Annotated in this window: 19 protein-coding genes; 13 read left to right on the top strand and 6 right to left on the bottom strand. The window is 62.6% G+C overall.

What is annotated here, in order from left to right; genetic code table 11:
• Positions 1-45: 45 nt before the first annotated feature.
• The 9 genes from KI241_RS26995 (at position 46) to KI241_RS26955 (ending at position 10,339) form a co-directional block, all read left to right on the top strand.
• Positions 46-291: a GlsB/YeaQ/YmgE family stress response membrane protein gene (locus tag KI241_RS26995; protein WP_042732870.1), complete on the top strand. Its 246-nt coding sequence runs from the start codon at positions 46-48 to the stop codon at positions 289-291.
• Between the two features lie 89 nt (positions 292-380).
• Positions 381-917 carry a DUF3299 domain-containing protein gene (locus KI241_RS26990; protein ID WP_212803156.1) on the top strand — a complete coding sequence of 179 codons (537 nt, stop codon included), beginning with the start codon at positions 381-383 and terminating at the stop codon, positions 915-917.
• Positions 918-1,043: 126 nt separating this feature from the next.
• A complete protein-coding gene (locus tag KI241_RS26985; RefSeq protein WP_047735733.1) occupies positions 1,044-2,042 on the top strand; it encodes a phosphate ABC transporter substrate-binding protein PstS in 999 nt (332 codons plus the stop codon).
• 219 nt (positions 2,043-2,261) lie between these two features.
• Positions 2,262-4,547, top strand: a complete 2,286-nt coding sequence (locus KI241_RS26980; RefSeq protein WP_212803155.1) for an ABC transporter permease subunit — start codon at positions 2,262-2,264, stop codon at positions 4,545-4,547.
• A 15-nt stretch (positions 4,548-4,562) separates the two neighbouring features.
• Positions 4,563-6,233, top strand: coding sequence for a phosphate ABC transporter permease PstA (gene pstA, locus KI241_RS26975; RefSeq protein WP_042731814.1), 1,671 nt, complete (start codon positions 4,563-4,565; stop codon positions 6,231-6,233).
• A 167-nt stretch (positions 6,234-6,400) separates the two neighbouring features.
• Entirely contained in the window at positions 6,401-7,234 is an 834-nt protein-coding gene (pstB, locus tag KI241_RS26970; RefSeq protein WP_042731815.1) for a phosphate ABC transporter ATP-binding protein PstB, read from the top strand.
• A 112-nt stretch (positions 7,235-7,346) separates the two neighbouring features.
• Positions 7,347-8,108: a phosphate signaling complex protein PhoU gene (phoU, locus tag KI241_RS26965; protein WP_030139132.1), complete on the top strand. Its 762-nt coding sequence runs from the start codon at positions 7,347-7,349 to the stop codon at positions 8,106-8,108.
• A 167-nt stretch (positions 8,109-8,275) separates the two neighbouring features.
• Entirely contained in the window at positions 8,276-9,223 is a 948-nt protein-coding gene (locus tag KI241_RS26960; protein ID WP_042731816.1) for a response regulator, read from the top strand.
• A gap of 219 nt (positions 9,224-9,442) precedes the next feature.
• Positions 9,443-10,339, top strand: coding sequence for a M23 family metallopeptidase (locus tag KI241_RS26955; protein WP_047735736.1), 897 nt, complete (start codon positions 9,443-9,445; stop codon positions 10,337-10,339).
• Between the two features lie 167 nt (positions 10,340-10,506).
• On the opposite strand, the gene KI241_RS26950 is transcribed toward KI241_RS26955, so the two are convergent.
• From KI241_RS26950 to phoB, 3 genes are all read right to left on the bottom strand, one after another.
• A complete protein-coding gene (locus KI241_RS26950) occupies positions 10,507-11,847 on the bottom strand; it encodes a hemolysin family protein (protein WP_042731548.1) in 1,341 nt (446 codons plus the stop codon).
• Positions 11,848-11,971: 124 nt separating this feature from the next.
• On the bottom strand, positions 11,972-13,258 hold the full coding sequence (phoR, locus tag KI241_RS26945; RefSeq protein ID WP_234408038.1) for a phosphate regulon sensor histidine kinase PhoR: 1,287 nt from the start codon (positions 13,256-13,258) through the stop codon (positions 11,972-11,974).
• Between the two features lie 81 nt (positions 13,259-13,339).
• A complete protein-coding gene (gene phoB, locus KI241_RS26940) occupies positions 13,340-14,029 on the bottom strand; it encodes a phosphate regulon transcriptional regulator PhoB (RefSeq protein ID WP_003177195.1) in 690 nt (229 codons plus the stop codon).
• A gap of 151 nt (positions 14,030-14,180) precedes the next feature.
• Here phoB and KI241_RS26935 point away from each other — a divergent pair, with 151 nt between their 5' ends.
• Positions 14,181-14,561, top strand: coding sequence for a hypothetical protein (locus KI241_RS26935; protein WP_047735738.1), 381 nt, complete (start codon positions 14,181-14,183; stop codon positions 14,559-14,561).
• 165 nt (positions 14,562-14,726) lie between these two features.
• On the opposite strand, the gene ubiA is transcribed toward KI241_RS26935, so the two are convergent.
• Both ubiA and KI241_RS26925 read right to left on the bottom strand, forming a co-directional pair.
• Entirely contained in the window at positions 14,727-15,617 is an 891-nt protein-coding gene (gene ubiA, locus KI241_RS26930) for a 4-hydroxybenzoate octaprenyltransferase (RefSeq protein WP_042731545.1), read from the bottom strand.
• Complete coding sequence (locus KI241_RS26925; protein ID WP_160310717.1) at positions 15,617-16,189, bottom strand: chorismate lyase; 573 nt, start codon at positions 16,187-16,189, stop codon at positions 15,617-15,619. Before KI241_RS26925 ends, ubiA begins: the two co-directional genes overlap by 1 nt.
• Before the next feature lie 187 nt (positions 16,190-16,376).
• Between KI241_RS26925 and KI241_RS26920 the strand changes: the two genes are divergently transcribed.
• From KI241_RS26920 to KI241_RS26910, 3 genes are all read left to right on the top strand, one after another.
• Positions 16,377-16,544 carry a rubredoxin gene (locus KI241_RS26920; RefSeq protein WP_041476603.1) on the top strand — a complete coding sequence of 56 codons (168 nt, stop codon included), beginning with the start codon at positions 16,377-16,379 and terminating at the stop codon, positions 16,542-16,544.
• A 36-nt stretch (positions 16,545-16,580) separates the two neighbouring features.
• A complete protein-coding gene (locus tag KI241_RS26915; protein WP_212803154.1) occupies positions 16,581-17,729 on the top strand; it encodes an FAD-dependent oxidoreductase in 1,149 nt (382 codons plus the stop codon).
• A gap of 191 nt (positions 17,730-17,920) precedes the next feature.
• The gene (locus KI241_RS26910) at positions 17,921-18,196 is read left to right on the top strand and encodes an HU family DNA-binding protein (protein WP_003177201.1); all 276 of its coding nucleotides are present in this window, start codon (positions 17,921-17,923) and stop codon (positions 18,194-18,196) included.
• Between the two features lie 100 nt (positions 18,197-18,296).
• Here KI241_RS26910 and KI241_RS26905 read toward each other — a convergent pair whose 3' ends face one another.
• Complete coding sequence (locus tag KI241_RS26905) at positions 18,297-18,575, bottom strand: hypothetical protein (RefSeq protein ID WP_042731543.1); 279 nt, start codon at positions 18,573-18,575, stop codon at positions 18,297-18,299.
• Position 18,576: the final 1 nt, after the last annotated feature.

Raw genomic sequence — 18,576 nt, 5'->3', positions numbered from 1 at the left:
TCTGACTAGGCTTTGGCATGACGCTCAATCAAAAGGGGAATTGCCATGGGAATCATCGGAACCATCTTTATCGGCTTGATCGTCGGCCTGCTGGCACGCTTCCTGAAACCGGGCGATGACAGCATGGGCTGGATCATGACCATCCTGCTCGGTATCGGCGGTTCGTTGGCAGCCACCTACGGCGGCCAGGCCCTGGGCATTTACCAGGCCGGCGAAGGCGCGGGCTTCATCGGTGCCCTGGTGGGCGCGATCGTGCTGCTGGTGATCTACGGCCTGATCAAAAGAAACTGATTCAAATGCGACAAAGCCCTCTGCTCGCGGCGCGCGCAGGGGGCTAGAATGCCCGGCGTTCCACCCTTTCCTCATTGCCGAGCCCGTTCATGCGCCGTCTAGTGTTGACCCTTCTTTTGCTAGGCAGTGGCCTGGCCCATGCTGCCGAATTGCCGGAAACCGATTGGCTCGAGCTGATGCCCAAGTCGGACCAGAAGGCCCTTGAGGCCATGCCTGAAATCGACCACAACTCCCCCGAAGCCGACGGCACGTTCACCAATAAAGGTGGCCTGAAGCAGAGCAAGGGGTTGCCGGCGGTGATGTATTCGACCAAGACCGTGGCGTCGATGAACGACAAGCACATCCGCATCGGCGGCTATCCGGTGCCGTTGGAAGCCGACGCCAAGGGCCGCAGCACGCTATTTTTCCTGGTGCCTTACCCGGGTGCCTGCATCCACGTCCCGCCACCGCCGCCCAATCAACTGGTGCTGGTGCGCTACCCCAAGGGCTTGAAGCTGGACGACATCTACACACCGCTGTGGGTGATCGGCACGCTAAAGATCGAAAAGGTCGACAACGACCTGGCCAGCGCCGCCTATGCGCTGGACGCGGAAAAGGTGAGGGTGGTGAAGGAAGCTGATCTGTAACGCAGAAACGCTTTGTAAAACTCCATGCTGGCCTTTCATCCAATTGTCATATTTCAGCCATAGAGTGTTCACACGGCTTACCGATACTTGGCCGACTTAACACACCCTATCTGCTAGGAGTAAGGCATGAAACTGAAGCGTTTGATGGCGGCAATGACCTTTGTCGCCGCTGGCGTTGCGACTGCCAACGCGGTTGCCGCTGTTGACCCTGCGATCCCGAGCTACACCAAGACCACTGGTGTGTCGGGCAACCTGTCCAGCGTCGGCTCCGATACCCTGGCCAACCTGATGACCTTGTGGGCCGAGAACTACAAGAAAGAATACCCGAACGTAAACATCCAGATTCAGGCCGCCGGTTCCTCCACCGCGCCGCCCGCACTCACCGAAGGCACCTCCAACCTGGGCCCGATGAGCCGCAAGATGAAGGACAACGAGCTGCAAGCCTTCGAGCAGAAGTACGGCTACAAGCCAACCGCTATTCCAGTGGCAGTCGACGCCCTGGCGGTGTTCGTGCACAAGGACAACCCGATCCAGCACCTGACCATGGAACAGGTTGACGCGATCTTCTCGTCCACCCGTCTGTGCGGCGGCAAAGCCGACGTCAAGACCTGGGGCGACCTGGGCGTGACCGGTGACCTGGCCAACAAGCCGGTGCAACTGTTCGGTCGTAACTCGGTATCCGGCACCTACGGCTACTTCAAGGAAGAAGCCCTGTGCAAAGGCGACTACAAGGCTAACGTGAACGAGCAGCCTGGTTCGGCTTCGGTCGTGCAGTCCATCAGCTCTTCGCTCAACGGCGTGGGCTACTCGGGCATCGGCTACAAGACCGCCAGCGTGAAGACCGTGGCCCTGGCCAAGAAAGGCAGCACTGAGTACATCGAAGACACCGAAGAAAACGCCCTGAACGGCAAATATCCGCTGTCGCGTTTCCTCTACGTGTACGTCAACAAGGCTCCCAACAAGCCTCTGGCCCCGCTGGAAGCCGAGTTCGTGAAGCTGGTCCTGTCCAAGCAAGGTCAGGAAGTCGTGGTCAAGGATGGCTACATCCCACTGCCAGCCAAGGTCGCCGCCAAGGCGCTGGCTGACCTGGGTCTGTCGGAAGGCGGCAACGTCGCCAAGAAGTAACGCCTGAGTCCGGGCCAATGCCCGGGCTTTCTGTGGGAGCGAGCTTGCTCGCGATAGCGGTGGGTCTGTCGACACTGATGTTGAATGTGGCGCCCTCATCGCGAGCAAGCTCGCTCCCACACACTAATTTTCTCTCCGCTGCCGGTTCCCACGGGCGGCGGTTTTGTTGCGTCACTGCATTGTCATCTTTCTGTCATACAGGATCGCTAGGGTGTGCGCATGAATGATCTGGCCAATTCCACAATGACTACGACTTCCCCTCCCAAGCGCATTGACTTCAATACGCCTGAGCTGCAACGCAAGCGCCGTGTCCGTGCGCTCAAGGATCGCCTGACCCGCTGGTACGTCCTGGTGGGCGGCCTCGCGGTACTCGCGGCCATTACCTTGATCTTCTTCTTCCTGGCCTATGTGGTGCTGCCCCTGTTCCAGGGCGCGGACCTGACCGCCAAGGACCCGATCACCCCGGCCTGGATGCAAGACGCCGGCAAACCCCTGATGATTGCCATCGAAGAACAGAACCAGGTGGCGATGCGGGTTTCCGACAAGGGCCAGGCGCTGTTTTTCGACGTTCACAATGGTGCCGAGCTGCGCCGCGTCGATCTGCCGATCCCGGCCGGCGCCAGCGTGACGTCCATCGGTGAAGACCAGCCCGGCAGCCCGCTGGTGGTGATCGGTTTGTCCAACGGCCAGGCCCTGGTGTTCCGTCACACCTATAAGGTCAGCTACCCGGACGGCAAGAAAACCATCTCGCCCGCTGTCGAGTACCCTTACGGCGAAACGCCTATCGCCTTGAACGAGCAGGGTGCCGCGCTGGAGCATGTCAGCCTCAACGCCACCGATTCGACCCTGCTGCTCGCCGGTTCCAGTGGCGCCCAACTGCAGGTGCTGTCCCTGACCAGCGAAGAAAACATGATGACCGGCGAAGTCACCAGCGAGCAGACGCGCATCGACTTGCCGCAGATGACCGAGCCGGTGAAGAACATCTTCGTCGACCCACGCCAGCAATGGCTGTATGTGATCAACGGACGTGCCCAGGCCGACGTGTTCAGCCTGCGGGACAAGAGCCTCAACGGGCGCTACAAACTGCTGGAAAACGGCGAAGCCCAAGTCACCGTGGCGACCCAGCTGGTGGGCGGCATTTCGCTGATCGTCGGCGACTCCAAGGGTGGCCTGAGCCAGTGGTTCATGGCACGCGATCCTGACGGCGAGCAGCGCCTGAAGCAGATCCGCAGCTTCCAGATGGGCACCACGCCGATTGTCGAGATCACTGCCGAGGAACGTCGCAAGGGCTTCGTTGCCCTCGATGCGTCCGGCAAGCTCGGGGTGTTCCACAGCACGGCCCATCGCACGTTGCTGGTAGACCAGGTGGTCGAAGGTCAGGGCCTGTTCGGCATGTCGCCACGGGCCAACCGGTTGATCGTCGAGCAGGGCGGCAAGCTGCAACCGCTGACGCTGGATAATCCGCACCCGGAAGTCTCCTGGAGCGCGTTGTGGAGCAAGGTCTGGTACGAAAACTACGACGAACCCAAGTACGTCTGGCAATCGACTGCGGCCAACACCGACTTCGAGCCCAAGCTGAGCCTCTCGCCGCTGACCTTCGGTACCCTCAAGGCGGCGTTCTACGCGATGTTGCTGGCGGCACCGCTGGCGGTCGCGGCGGCGATCTATACCGCCTACTTCATGGCTCCGGGCATGCGCCGCAAGGTCAAGCCGGTGATCGAGCTGATGGAAGCGATGCCGACGGTGATCCTCGGTTTCTTCGCCGGCCTGTTCCTGGCGCCGTACGTCGAAGGCCACCTGCCGGGCATCTTCAGCCTGCTGATGTTGCTGCCGATTGGCATCCTGGTGGCCGGCTTCGTCTTCAGCCGCCTGCCCGAGTCCGTGCGCCTGAGGGTGCCGGATGGCTGGGAAAGCGCCTTGCTGATCCCGGTAATTCTGTTCGTGGGCTGGCTCTCGCTGTACATGAGTCCGTACATGGAAGCCTGGTTCTTCGGCGGTGACATGCGCATGTGGATCTCCCATGACCTGGGCATCACCTACGACCAGCGCAACGCCCTGGTGGTCGGCCTGGCGATGGGCTTCGCAGTGATCCCGAACATCTACTCCATCGCTGAAGACGCCGTGTTCAGCGTGCCACGGGGCCTGACCCTGGGCTCCCTGGCCCTGGGCGCCACGCCGTGGCAGACCATGACCCGCGTGGTGATCCTCACCGCCAGCCCGGGCATTTTCTCGGCCTTGATGATCGGCATGGGCCGCGCGGTGGGTGAAACCATGATCGTGCTGATGGCCACCGGTAACACCCCGGTCATGGAAATGAACCTGTTCGAAGGCCTGCGCACCCTGGCGGCCAACGTGGCGGTGGAAATGCCCGAGTCGGAAGTCGGCGGCAGCCATTACCGCGTGCTGTTCCTGTCGGCGCTGGTGCTGCTGTTGTTCACCTTCGTCATGAACACCCTCGCCGAGCTGATCCGTCAGCGTCTGCGCAAGAAATATTCGTCGCTTTAAGAAAGGTAGAAGTCTGTGAAACAGAACTCCCTGAAAGGATGGTTCAAGAGCGGCGCCCCCGGCGTCTGGATCAGCGGTGGCGCGGTGTCCATCGCGGTCATCATGACCATTGGCCTGCTGGCGGTGATTGCCGTGCGCGGCCTGGGCCACTTCTGGCCGGCGGACCTGATCCACGCCAACTACAACGTGCCGGGCATGCCTGCGCACCTGGTGGTGGGCGAGGTGGTGCAGAAAGAAGAAGTGCCTCGCGAGCGGCTCAAGAGCGCCGGCCTGCCGGTGCCCGACGAAGGCCCGGAATTCATGATCCGCGAGCTGGTCAAGGTGGGCAACCGTGACCTGAACGGCACCGACTTCACCTGGATCGTCGGCGACTGGCTGACGAACCAGACCACGCCACCGGAACTGATGGCCATCGAGCGTCGTGAGTGGGGCAACTTCTACGGCTACCTGGTCAACGTCAAGGAAGATGGCAAGGTCATCGCCGAGGGCGAGGCTGCCTGGCCGCAGTTGCAGACCCGCATTGCGCGGGTCAACAAGCTCGCCGCGGAACTCAAGACCCTGGAAAAATCCGACATCGGCGCGATCAACGCCGGCCTGGAACGTATCCGCCTGCACGGGCGCAAGCTGGAGCTGGAGGGCAAGCTCGACGCCGCCGCCCAAGCTGACATGGCCAGTGAGCGGGCCGAGCTCGACGCCCGCTACAAGGACATCGAGGCGCGCCTGGCCGACCTGCACGCGCAGTTCAACCGCGACAGCCTGACTGCCCGCGACGCCAACGGCAAGGAAGTGGAGATCGGCATTGGCAAGGTGGTGCACGCCTATCAGCCGAACGGCATGGGCACGCTGACCAAGCTGGGCTTCTATTTCAGCAAGGTCTGGGAGTTCCTCAGCGACGACCCGCGTGAAGCCAACACCGAGGGCGGCATCTTCCCGGCGATCTTCGGCACGGTGATGATGACCCTGATCATGGCGATGATCGTGACCCCGTTCGGCGTGCTGGCCGCGGTCTACCTGCGTGAGTACGCTCGCCAGGGGCCGATGACCCGCTTGATCCGCATCGCGGTGAACAACCTGGCGGGGGTTCCGGCGATCGTCTACGGCGTGTTCGGCCTGGGCTTCTTCGTCTATGTGCTGGGTGGCTCGGTGGACCGTCTGTTCTTCCCCGAAGCCCTGCCGGCGCCGACCTTCGGCACCCCCGGTCTGCTCTGGGCGTCGCTGACCCTGGCGCTGCTGGCGGTCCCGGTGGTGATCGTGGCGACGGAAGAAGGCCTGGCGCGGATCCCGCGTACCGTGCGCGAAGGCTCCCTGGCCCTCGGCGCGACCAAGGCCGAGACCTTGTGGAAAATTGTCCTGCCGATGGCGAGCCCGGCGATGATGACCGGCATGATCCTCGCCGTGGCCCGTGCCGCCGGTGAGGTGGCGCCGCTGATGCTGGTGGGTGTGGTGAAGCTGGCGCCGTCGCTGCCGCTGGACGGCAACTACCCGTACCTGCACCTGGACCAGAAGATCATGCACCTGGGCTTCCATATCTATGACGTGGGCTTCCAGAGCCCGAACGTCGAGGCCGCACGGCCGCTGGTATACGCCACGGCGCTGTTGCTGGTGCTGGTGATCGCTGTCTTGAACCTGTCGGCGGTATGGATCCGTAACCATCTGCGCGAAAAGTACAAGGCATTGGACAGTTGATGACACGCTGTTCCCCTGTGGGAGCGAGCTTGCTCGCGAAGTTTTTGGCGGCCTTGATGGCCCCTTCGCGAGCAAGCTCGCTCCCACACTGATCGACGTTCACTGGAATTTAATGGAGCCGCCACTCAGGCGTTCCGAACCGAATTTGTTAGCACAGGGAGCCCCCCATGCAACACGAAGCACATACACACGGCATCAACATGTCGGCCCTGGGCCGCGACAAGCAGAGCCTGGACCTGGCCCAGGAAACCGTCGCCATCGAAGTGCCCGGCCTGAGCCTGTTCTACGGCGAGAAACAAGCGCTGTATGACGTCAGCATGAACATCCCGAAACAGCGCGTCACCGCGTTCATCGGCCCGTCGGGTTGCGGCAAGTCGACCTTGCTACGCACGTTCAACCGCATGAACGACCTGGTGGACGGTTGCCGCGTCGAAGGCGAGATCAACCTCTACGGCAACAACATCTACCGCAAGGGCGAGGACGTGGCCGAGCTGCGTCGTCGCGTGGGCATGGTGTTCCAGAAACCGAACCCGTTCCCTAAAACCATCTACGAAAACGTGGTCTACGGCCTGCGCATCCAGGGCATCAACAAGAAGCGTATTCTCGACGAAGCCGTAGAATGGGCGCTCAAGGGCGCGGCGCTGTGGGACGAGGTCAAGGACCGCCTGCATGACTCGGCCCTGGGCCTGTCCGGCGGCCAGCAGCAGCGCCTGGTGATCGCCCGCACCATCGCCGTGGAACCCGAAGTGCTGCTGCTCGATGAGCCATGCTCGGCCCTGGACCCGATCTCGACGCTGAAGGTCGAGGAGCTGATCTACGAGCTCAAGTCCAAGTTCACCATCGTCATCGTGACCCACAACATGCAACAGGCGGCGCGAGTGTCCGACTACACCGCGTTCATGTACATGGGCAAACTGGTGGAATTCGGCGACACCGATACCTTGTTCACCAACCCGGCCAAGAAACAGACCGAAGACTACATTACGGGCCGCTATGGCTAGCGGTAGCTGCGAGCCGCAAGCTTCAAGCGGCAAGTAAAAGCAGTTTAGCGTAACGACACACATCAGCTTGCAGCTTGAAGCTTGCAGCTCACAGCTTTTGCGGAGCAAAACCATGATTTCGAAGGAAGGCCTTACTCATCACATTTCCGCACAGTTCAATGCCGAGCTCGAGGAAGTGCGCAGCCACCTGCTGGCCATGGGCGGCCTGGTGGAAAAGCAGGTGAACGACGCGGTGACCGCGCTGATCGAGGCCGACTCCGGCCTGGCCCAGCAGGTGCGCGAGATCGACGACCAGATCAACCAGATGGAACGCAACATCGACGAAGAGTGCCTGCGCATTCTGGCCCGTCGTCAGCCGGCGGCGTCCGACCTGCGCCTGATCATCAGCATCTCCAAGTCGGTGATCGACCTGGAGCGGATCGGCGACGAAGCCACCAAGATCGCCCGTCGTGCCATCCAGTTGTGCGAAGAAGGCGAAGCGCCCCGTGGTTACGTCGAGGTGCGCCACATTGGCGACCAGGTGCGCAACATGGTTCGCGACGCACTGGATGCGTTCGCCCGCTTCGACGCCGACCTGGCGTTGTCGGTGGCCCAGTACGACAAGATCATCGACCGCGAGTACAAGACCGCCCTGCGTGAGCTGGCGACCTACATGATGGAGGACCCGCGCTCCATCTCCCGGGTGCTGAGCATCATCTGGGTCCTGCGTTCCCTGGAGCGTATCGGCGATCATGCGCGCAACATCTCCGAACTTGTGATCTACCTGGTGCGCGGTACCGATGTACGGCACATGGGGCTCAAGCGCATGAAGGAAGAAGTTGAAGGCACCCCGTCCGAAACCGCTAATGTTCCAGGCGAGACGGACGATAAGTAAGATTGCCAAGAAAAGCGCCCGGCCTTCTGGTCGGGCTTTTTTTTGGGTTTTTTTTAATCGAAAGCAGCACCCCGTGAACGAAAAGTCCCGGCGTGACTGACGGTTTTTGGCAATGTGCCATCAGTAAAAGCGGTATGCTTGCCGGGATTTTTTAGAGGTGTATCTGGATGAGTAAGGTCAGTGTGTTGGTCGTGGATGATGCGTCGTTCATTCGCGACCTGGTGAAGAAGTGCCTGCGCAATTACTTTCCGGGCGTGCGCATCGAAGACGCGGTAAACGGCAAGAAAGCCCAGGCCCTGCTGGCCCGCGAGGCGTTCGACCTGGTGCTGTGCGATTGGGAAATGCCCGAAATGTCCGGCCTGGAGCTGCTGACCTGGTGCCGTCAACAGGACAATCTCAAGGGCATGCCGTTTGTCATGGTGACCAGCCGTGGCGACAAGGAAAACGTCGTCCAGGCAATCCAGGCCGGCGTGTCCGGCTACGTCAGCAAGCCGTTTACCAACGAACAGTTGCTGACCAAGGTCAAGCAGGCCCTGCACAAGGTCGGCAAGCTCGACACCCTGATGAACAGCGCCCCGACCAAGATGAACTCGGCGTTCGGCAATGACTCCCTGAGCGCCCTCACCGGGGGCAAGGCCGCTCCGGTCGTGGCGGCCACGCCTGCCGTTGCCGCCGCCAGGCCGGCCGCCGCGGCGCCTGCACCTGCTGCCGCCGCTGCGGCGCGTGGCCTGCTCAACAGCCCACCGGTCAAGGCCCCTGCTGCCGCCGCGCCGGCTGGCAATCGTGGCCAGGGCCAACTGCGTCTGTCCAGTGGCACCCAGCAATGCGTGATCAAGGCCCTGAGCCTCAAGGAAGCCTTGCTGGTGGTCAAGCGCAGCGACAACCTGCCTCAAGTGCTGGAAAGCGCCGTGCTGGACATGGAGCAGGGCGACAACGCCGAAACCGCTCGCCTGAACGGCTACCTGCACGCCATCGTGGCTCACGAGCAGACGCCTGACAGCGAATGGCTGCAACTGACGTTCCGCTTCGTCGACAAAGACCCGCAGAAACTCGACTACATCTCTCGCCTGATCGCCCGCGGCACCGCCCAGAAGCACTTCGTACCGGGCGCCTGATCCGGCGGCGCTTCGAGTCCGCTATCGCGAGCAAGCTCGCTCCCACACGGAATCTTCAGTATTCACTGGATCGAGTGTGGGAGCGAGCTTGCTCGCGATGGGGCCATTAGATCCAACACCGATCGCTGATCCAATTTTGAAACATCCGTCGACTACGCTGGTCCATCCCAGCTGCTAGGCTGCTGTGCAGGCCTTCATCTTTCGACAGAACCTTTGCCCATGCTCGCGCCCCTGTTGTTCGCCTGCGGTCTGGTCCTGGCCTCCACCTCGGCCATGGCCATGACCATCTACAAATCCACCGACGCCAACGGCGTGGTGTCCTACAGCGACCGCCCGAGCAAGGGTGCCCAGGTGTTCGTGTTTCGCGACCGCATGGTCGAACACCTGGAACGGCAGGTGTTTCTCGATATCAAGAAGCAGAAGGGCGCGGACGCGGTGTTCGTGCGCAATGACCTGTACGCCCCGGTGGAGATCGAGTTGAGTTTTGCCGGGCTGGGCAACGTGAGCGGGGCGCCGAGCCGGCCGATCCGCAGGGTACTGCCGGCGCGCAGCAACCTGCGCCTGGCGCTGCTCACGGCCACCCAACCCGGCAGGCCGCTGGTGTATACCCCAAGGTTCGAATACTCCCTGGGCGACCCGGCAGGCGCGGCACAGGCCTATCGTTACCCGTTGCCGTGGCGGGGTGGGCCTTTCCGGCTGAGCCAGGGCGCCAACGGCCAGTACAGCCACTACGGGCCGAAGAACCGCTACGCCATGGACATCGCCATGCCCGAAGGCACACCGATCATCGCGGCGCGGGGCGGGGTGGTGATCAAGACCGAGAATGAGCAGACTGGCCGTGGCGACGATCCCTCGGGCAACTTCGTGCGGGTGCTGCACGACGACGGGACCATGGGGGTCTACCTGCACCTGCAGAAGGGTTCGGTGAGCGTGCGCGAAGGGCAGCGGGTGACGGTGGGCTCGCCTTTGGCGTTGTCCGGCAATACCGGCAACAGCTCCGGCCCGCACCTGCATTTCGTGGTGCAGCGCAATACCGGGCTGGGGCTGGTGTCGATTCCGTACCAGTTCGATCGACCGGTGGGAGAGCTGCCCAACTTTGCGTTGGGCAAGCAGTAGCATGGTGGTGTGCTAAGGGCGCTTTTGTGGCGAGGGGATTTATCCCCGTTGGGCTGCGCGGCAGCCCCAAAATGCAGCTCCAATCTACCTGTCACACCGAGTCGCCTGGTTTCAGGGCTGCTGCGCAGCCCAACGGGGATAAATCCCCTCGCCACAGAGCCTTGTGCTCAATCGAGCATCAACACCTTCGCCAGGATGATCTTCGGCCCTTTCATCTTCTTGATGATGATCCTCAGGCCTTCGACTTCCAGCACTTCTTCCTCTTCCGGCACGCGCTTGAGGGTTTCATAGACCAGCCCGGCGAGGGTTTCGGCCTCGATGTGGTCCAGGTCGATCCCCAGCAGGCGCTCGACCTTGAACAACGGCGTGTCGCCGCGTACCAATAGCTTGCCCGGCTGATACGCCAGGATGCCGCGCTCGGCCTTGCGGTGTTCGTCCTGGATATCGCCGACTAGCACTTCCAGCACGTCTTCCATGGTCAGGTAGCCGATGATGTTGCCGTCGGCTTCCTCCACCACGGCGAAGTGCGAGCCGCCCTTGCGGAACTGCTCCAGCAACTGCGACAGCGGCATGTGCCGCGACACGCGCTCCAGGGGCCGGGTCAGCTCGGCCAGGTTGAACGACTCGGGAATGTGATCCAGGGCCGCCAGCTCCAGCAGCAGGTCCTTGATGTGCAGCAGGCCGACGAACTCCTGGCGCTCGCTGTCGTACACCGGGTAGCGGCTGAACTTGTGGCGACGGAACATCGCCAGGATTTCCTTGAGCGGCGCGTTGAACTCCAGCGTGACCAGGTCTTCCCGGGAGTTGGCCCAGTCCACCACTTCCAGTTCGCCCATTTCCACGGCCGACGCCAGGACGCGCATGCCCTGGTCGCTGGGGTCCTGGCCGCGGCTGGAGTGCAGGATCAGTTTCAGTTCTTCACGGCTGTAGTGATGTTCGTGATGCGGGCCGGGCTCGCCCTGTCCGGCGATGCGCAGGATGGCGTTGGCGCTGGCGTTGAGCAGGTAGATCGCCGGGTACATGGCCCAGTAGAACAGGTACAGCGGCACGGCGGTCCACAGCGACAGCAGTTCGGGCTTGCGGATCGCCCAGGACTTGGGCGCCAGCTCGCCGACGACGATGTGCAGGTAGGAAATGATGAAGAAGGCAGTGAAGAACGAAACCGCCTTGATCACTTCCGGTGACTGCACGCCCACCGCGCCCAGCAGCGGCTCGAGGATGTGGGCGAACGCCGGCTCACCGACCCAGCCCAGGCCCAGCGAGGCGAGGGTGATGCCCAGTTGGCAGGCCGACAGGTAGGCGTCGAGCTGGCTGTGGACGGTTCGCAGGATGTGCCCGCGCCAGCCGTTCTGCTCGGCGATTGCCTCGACCCGGGTCGAGCGTAGCTTGACCATGGCAAATTCGGCTGCAACGAAAAAGCCGTTGAGCAAAACCAGGATCAGAGCGAAAAGAATCATGCCGAATTCGGCGAAGAGTGTAACGAGGGACAAGCCAGGGGAAGGGTCCATGATGGAGTTTTGCAGGTTCCGTATTAGCCGTAAAAGTAGGAAATCAGTGCCTGAAAAGGCAGGCACAAGTCAGCCAATGTAGCGGCTGACTCGGCTGTTGCCTAGGGGGCAATGCCGGCCGGTATCAATCGGCCGGGCTGGCGAGGCGCGCGCGAACCACTTGTGCCGGGGTGAAATGGCAGGTGAACGTGCTGCCATGGCCGGGCACGCTGCTGATTTCCATGCGCCCGCGATGACGCAGCAGCACGTGCTTGACGATCGCCAGGCCCAGGCCGGTGCCCCCGGTGTTGGAGTTGCGGCTGGAGTCGACGCGGTAGAAGCGTTCGGTCAGGCGCGGCAGGTGCTTGCTGTCGATGCCGATCCCCGAGTCCCGCACGCTCAGGTGCGCGCCTTGCTCGTCGCCCCACCAGCGCACGTGGATCCGGCCTTGCTCGGGCGTGTACTTGACCGCGTTGAACACCAGGTTGGAAAACGCGCTGCGCAGTTCCGCCTCGCTGCCCTTGAGCTGCACGCCCGGGTCGGCTTCCAGGGTGATGGTCTGTTGCTTGGGGCCGGACAGTTCCTGTGCGTCCTCGGCAATGGTCTGCAGCAGGTCGTCGATGGGCACCGGCTGGTTGTCCGACGGATAGTCGGTGGCCTCCAGCTTCGCCAGCAACAGCAAGTCGTTGAGCAGGGTCTGCATGCGCCCGCTTTGCTGGTGCATCTGCTGCAAGGCTCGGGTCCAGCGCGGGTTCACCTCCTCGACGTTGTCGAGCAGGGTTTCCAGGTAGCCGCAGATCACCGTCAACGGCGTGCGCAGTTCGTGGGACACGTTGGCGATGAAGTCTTTGCGCATCTGCTCCAACTGGTGGATGCGGGTCACGTCCCGCACCAGCATCAGGTGCTCGTTGTTGCCGTAGCGCGTGATGTACAGCTGGATCCGCAGCCGGTCGTTGGTGGGCGAGGGGATTTCCAGCGGTTCGGCGTAGTTGTCCTGCTCGAAGTATTCCTTGAAGCGCGGATGGCGCACCAGGTTGGTCACCGGCTGGCCGCTGTCCTGGGGCGTCTTGAGGCCCAGCAGGGTCTCGGCGGCGCGGTTCCACCATTCCAGGTTGCCTTCGCTGTCGAGCATGATCACGGCGTCCTTGAGGGCCGCGGTGGACTCCTGGACCCGGTCGATCACCGCTTGCAGGCGCCCGCGCACGCGCTGGTCCCGCCGTTGCAGGTGGTAGATGCTGTCGAACACTTCGCCCCACAGGCCATAGCCGTCGGGCGGGGCTTCGTCGGGTTGGTGCAGGCGCAGCCATTCGTGCAGGCGCAGCAGTTGCTTGAGGGTCCAGGCCAGGTACAGCCCCAGGCCCGCAGCCAGGCTCCAGCCGTAGTAGCCGGTGATCAGGCCGACGACCAGGCTGCCGGTCACCAGCAACAACATGTGGCGAATCAGGGTGCCATGCCAGTTTTGATTCACGTGAACGCGCGTCCTTGTCAGCTTGTCGGGCGGTAAGGGCTCGGATCAGGCCTTCGTCGAAAAACGATACCCGGTGCCGCGCACGGTTTGTACCAGATTCTCGTAGGCATCGCCGAGGGCCTTGCGCAGGCGTCGGATGTGCACGTCCACGGTGCGTTCCTCGACGTAGACATTGCCGCCCCAGACCTGGTCCAGCAGTTGCCCGCGGGTGTAGGCGCGTTCCTGGTGGGTCATGAAGAATTGCAACAGGCGGTATTCGGTCGGGCCCATCTCGGCGGGTTTGCCGTCGATGGTTACGCGGTGGCTGATCGGGTCCAGCAGCAGGCCGCCGACTTCGATCGGCGCTTCGCCATCGGTCGGCCCGGCACGGCGCAGCACGGCCTTGAGGCGCGCCACCAGCTCGCGCGGGGAAAACGGCTTGGTGATGTAGTCGTCGGCACCGACTTCCAGGCCCTGGATCTTGTTGTCCTCTTCGCCCTTGGCGGTGAGCATGATGATAGGGATGTCCCCGGTCAGCTCGTCGCGCTTGAGCCGGCGCGCCAGTTCGATGCCGGACGTGCCGGGCAGCATCCAGTCCAGCAGGATCAGGTCGGGCTTGCGGTCGACGATGATGGCGTGGGCCTGTTGAGAGTTCTCTGCTTCCATGCAGTCATAGCCGGCCATCTCCAACGCAACGGCAATCATCTCGCGGATGGGCGCCTCGTCGTCGACGATCAGAATGCTCCTGCCAACCATGGGGTAATCCTCTTGTCATTTAACTGTCTTGCGCCGCATTAGATAACGGAATTATTGCAGTCGTGTGACAACAATTTCATTGACCGGCGATGTGGGGGATCCTGGGCTAAGCTTTCAGTCCGAATCCTGACAACCACAAAAGAAGGTTTCCATGACTCCGATGACTGTTTCTTTCAAAGCCCTGCTGCTGGCGGCTGCCGTGGCCCTGCCTGGATTGGCCATGGCTGCCGATCCCGCAATGGAGAAGGACGGCATGTTTACCGACCATAAGGGCATGACTCTCTACACCTACGACAAGGACGCAGACGGCAAGTCCAACTGCAACGGTCAATGTGCGGAAAACTGGCCACCGCTGATGGCTGGGAGCGATGCGAAGACGATGGGCAAGTGGACCGTAGTGAAACGTGATGATGGTTCGATGCAATGGGCATACGACGACGATCCGTTGTACACCTACAAAGGCGACGAGAAGGCCGGTGACAAGGCCGGTGAGGGGAAAGGCGGCGTCTGGCACATAGCCAAGCCTGACTGACTCGGGTCTGCCAAGAGACGATGTGGCGAGGGGATTTATCCCCGTTGGGCTGCGAAAGCAGCCCTAAGGCCGCGATCCCAGTCTGCCTGACACTACGAGATGTCAGGTTTCAGGGCTGCTTCGCAACCCAGCGGGGACAAATCCCCTTGTCACAAAAAGCGCCGCTCAGCGCAGCGCGTAATCCAGCACGATCCCCACGAAAATCGCCATCCCGGCCCAATGGTTGTGCAGGAATGCCTGGAAGCAGCGCATCCGGTCCTTGCCGCGGGTGTACCAGAACTCCCAGGCAAAGCACGCGGCAGCGGCGACCAGGCCCAAGTGGAACCAGCCGCCGAGCTTGAACTGCGAGCCGGCCAGCAGCAGGCAGCCCAGGGCCAGGCCTTGCAGGGTCAGGATGATCGCCCGGTCGGCATCGCCAAACAGAATCGCCGTGGATTTCACGCCGATTCGCAAGTCATCGTCCCGGTCGGTCATCGCGTAATAGGTGTCGTAGCCCACCGTCCACAGCAGGTTGGCGATGTACAACAGCCACGCGGCTGCCGGCAGATGGCCGGTTTCGGCGGTGAAGGCCATCGGCATGCCCCAGGAGAACGCCGCGCCCAGCACCACTTGCGGGTAATAGGTGTAGCGCTTCATGAACGGGTAGGTGCACGCCAGGGCCAGCCCGCCCAGGGACAGCAGGATGGTCGGCGCGTTGGTGCACAGCACCAGCAGGAAACTCACGGCCATCAGCACGGCGAAGAACACCAATGCCTCTTTCGAACTGATCTTGCCACTCGCCAAAGGGCGCTGCGCGGTGCGCTTGACGTGGCCGTCCACCTTGCGGTCGGCCCAGTCGTTGATCACGCAACCGCCGGCGCGGGTCAGCACCACGCCGAGGACGAAAATCACGATATTGGCCAGGGAGGGCGAGCCTTCACCGGCGACCCACAGCGCCCACAGTGTTGGCCATAGCAGCAGGTAGATGCCGATGGGCTTGTCCATGCGGGTCAGTTGCACGAAGTCCCAGGCCCGAGGGTTCAGGCGGTTCAGGGATTTGAGCAGTTGCAGGTACATCAGCAATTCTCCGAATAGGCACGGGCGACCGTCCACACGCGTGGCAAGAAGACTTCCGCCACCAGCACGCTCAGCGCGCCGCGGTCGAAGCGCGAACGGCGGCCCCACAGTTCACGGCGGCGCACATCGGCCGGCAACCATTGTTCGGGGTAATGGCAAACCTCGATGGCCCGGCGCTGGAACGCCTGGTCGCAAAACAGCAGTTCGCCCAGGGAGCGGCTGCCCAGTTCATCCAGGTGCAACCCGTCGCCCTGCAACGCACTGCGCGCCGCCACGCTGCGGGCAAATACCCACGGCTCGCCGTGACCGCGCAGGTACACCTCGCGCACCCAGCCCTCGCTGCCGTGCGCCAGGTCCAGAGCCGCGCATTCATCGTCGCGCAGCGGTTGCCAGCCTTCGAACAGCGGCGTCACGCTGAAGTGATCGTCCGACAGGCTCGTCAGGCGGCGGGTCAGGGAACCTTCGTCGAACAACCAGTCGAGTACACAGGCATCGGGACGGGGCGACAGCAGCGGCCCGGGCAGCCATTGGAGTGTAGGAAATATCGAATTTGTCGGCGGCACAGAGGTCATGAATGGCAGCAAATGAGGCCGCGAGCTTACCATGTCGGTCGGCGATGTTGACGGGTTGGACCTGCCGTCGTACCGATCACGCTTGCATCTGGCGCGACCGATCAGTACAAAACGCCCTGAGCCGGAAGGGCGTTCTCATCGACCCGACCAATACCGGCAAACGCCTGACACCTGAGGAAGTACCTGAATGAAGAAGTGGCAATGTATCGTCTGCGGCCTGATCTACAACGAAGCCGAGGGTTGGCCCGATGACGGCATCGCCGCCGGGACCCGTTGGGAAGACGTACCGGCAGACTGGCTGTGCCCGGACTGCGGCGTCGGCAAGATGGATTTCGAAATGATCGAAATCAACTAAGCGAACCCCTGACCGTTTCCCTGGATGGAGAGCAACATGAGCGCACCTGTCGTCATCGTCGGTACTGGCCTGGCCGGTTACAACCTGGCCCGGGAGTTTCGCAAGCTCGATAGCGAAACCCCCTTGCTGTTGATTACCGCCGACGACGGTCGCTCCTACTCCAAGCCGATGCTCTCCACCGGCTTTGGCAAAAACAAGGATGCCGACGGCCTGAGCATGGCCGAGCCGGGGGCCATGGCCGAGCAGCTCAAGGCCGAGGTCCGCACCCATACGCGCATCAGCGGCATCGACCCGGGGCACCAGCGGCTGTGGATCGGCGAGGAAGCGGTGAACTACCGCGACCTCATCCTGGCCTGGGGCGCCGAAACCGTGCGTGTGCCGGTACAGGGCGACGCCTCGGACCTGATCTTCCCCATCAACGACCTGGAGGACTACGCGCGCTTCCGGTCCGCCGCTGCCGGCAAGCGCCGGGTGCTGCTGCTCGGCACCGGGCTGATTGGCTGCGAGTTCGCCAACGACCTGATCCTGGGGGGCTACGAGGTGCAACTGGTGGCCCCGTGCGAACAGGTGATGCCGACGCTGTTGCATCCGGCGGCCGCTGCGGCGGTTCAGGCCGGGCTGGAGAGCCTGGGGGCGCGGTTCCACCTGGGCCCCGTGCTCAATCGCCTGCAACGCGGCGCCGACGGGCTTGAGGCGCACCTGTCCGACGGCCAGGTGATTGCCTGCGACCTGGTGGTGTCGGCCATCGGCCTGCGCCCGCGCATCGACCTGGCGGCGGCTGCCGGCCTGGTGGTCAATCGCGGCGTGGTGGTCGACCGTCATTTGAAGACCTCCCACGCCAATATCTACGCCCTGGGCGACTGTGCCGAGGTGGATGGCCTGAACCTGCTGTACGTCATGCCCCTGATGAGCTGTGCCCGGGCCCTGGCCCAGACTCTGGCGGGCAACCCGACCGCCGTGAGCTACGGCCCCATGCCGATCACCGTGAAAACCCCGGTGTGCCCCCTGGTGGTGTCGCCACCGCCTCGCGGCCGAGAAGGCGTGTGGAGCGTCGAAGGGCAGGGCGCCGACATCAAGGCACTGTGTCGCGACGCCCAGGGCAACCTGCTGGGCTATGCCCTGACCGGCGCCGCGGTGATGGAGAAACTGGCGCTGAACAAGGAACTTCCGGGCTTGCTGGCGTAAATACTGGTCGTTCTGTCGCAAAAACCCTACTTTTGACCCCACAAAGGTCGTTCGGACACTGGCGTCGTCCTCGGCCCCGTGCCATTCTCACTCCCGTCTGCCGCAGTGTAGAGCCTGCGGCGCCTTAGGGGCTGTTCCACAGAGAGCAGCACGGACATAACAACAAAAAAACCGTCAAAGGGGCTTCATTCATGCGTAAACCAGAACTCGCCGCCGCCATCGCGGAAAAAGCAGACCTCACCAAAGAACAAGCCAACCGCGTCCTCAACGCGGTACTCGAAGAAATCACCGGCGCCCTGCACCGCAAGGACAGCGTCACCCTGGTGGGCTTCGGCACCTTCCTGCAACGCCATCGCGGCGCCCGCACCGGCAAAAACCCACAAACGGGTGAGCCAGTGAAAATCAAGGCCAGCAACACCGTTGCCTTCAAACCGGGCAAGTTCTTGAAGGACAGCGTTAATCCGTAATTGCTACGGGCTCTCCGGACTGGGGGATAAAGCAACCACGAAAAAGGCACACCGAGGGAGTCGGGTGCCTTTTTTTTGAGCGCGCGATTTGTCCCGCCGGTTACGGCATGCTCATCAGTGCCATGCGCAGGCGTCTGATCAGTTTCGGGGTCTTGAGGCAATCGGCCGGGCGCTTGTTGTCCAGGGCCGGGACGACCTGTTCCAGCCACCACAGGCCTTCCTTGAGGCCGCGTTTGCCGTAGAGCACGACGGCCATGTCGAGGTGGCCGTCCATGGCCTTGGCCAGTGCGCGGGCGTTGTCGTCGAGGTAGTCCTCTTCATACAGGCGCACGAACGTTTGCCAGTCGGCATCGCCGACGTATTCGTCTTCCAGTCCCATG

The sequence above is a fragment of the Pseudomonas sp. Cab53 genome, from assembly GCF_018325965.1.
Lineage (GTDB): Bacteria > Pseudomonadota > Gammaproteobacteria > Pseudomonadales > Pseudomonadaceae > Aquipseudomonas > Aquipseudomonas chlororaphis_E.
The sequence above is the reverse complement of the archived record's forward strand: the minus strand, read 5'-3'. Positions and strand labels throughout refer to the sequence as shown.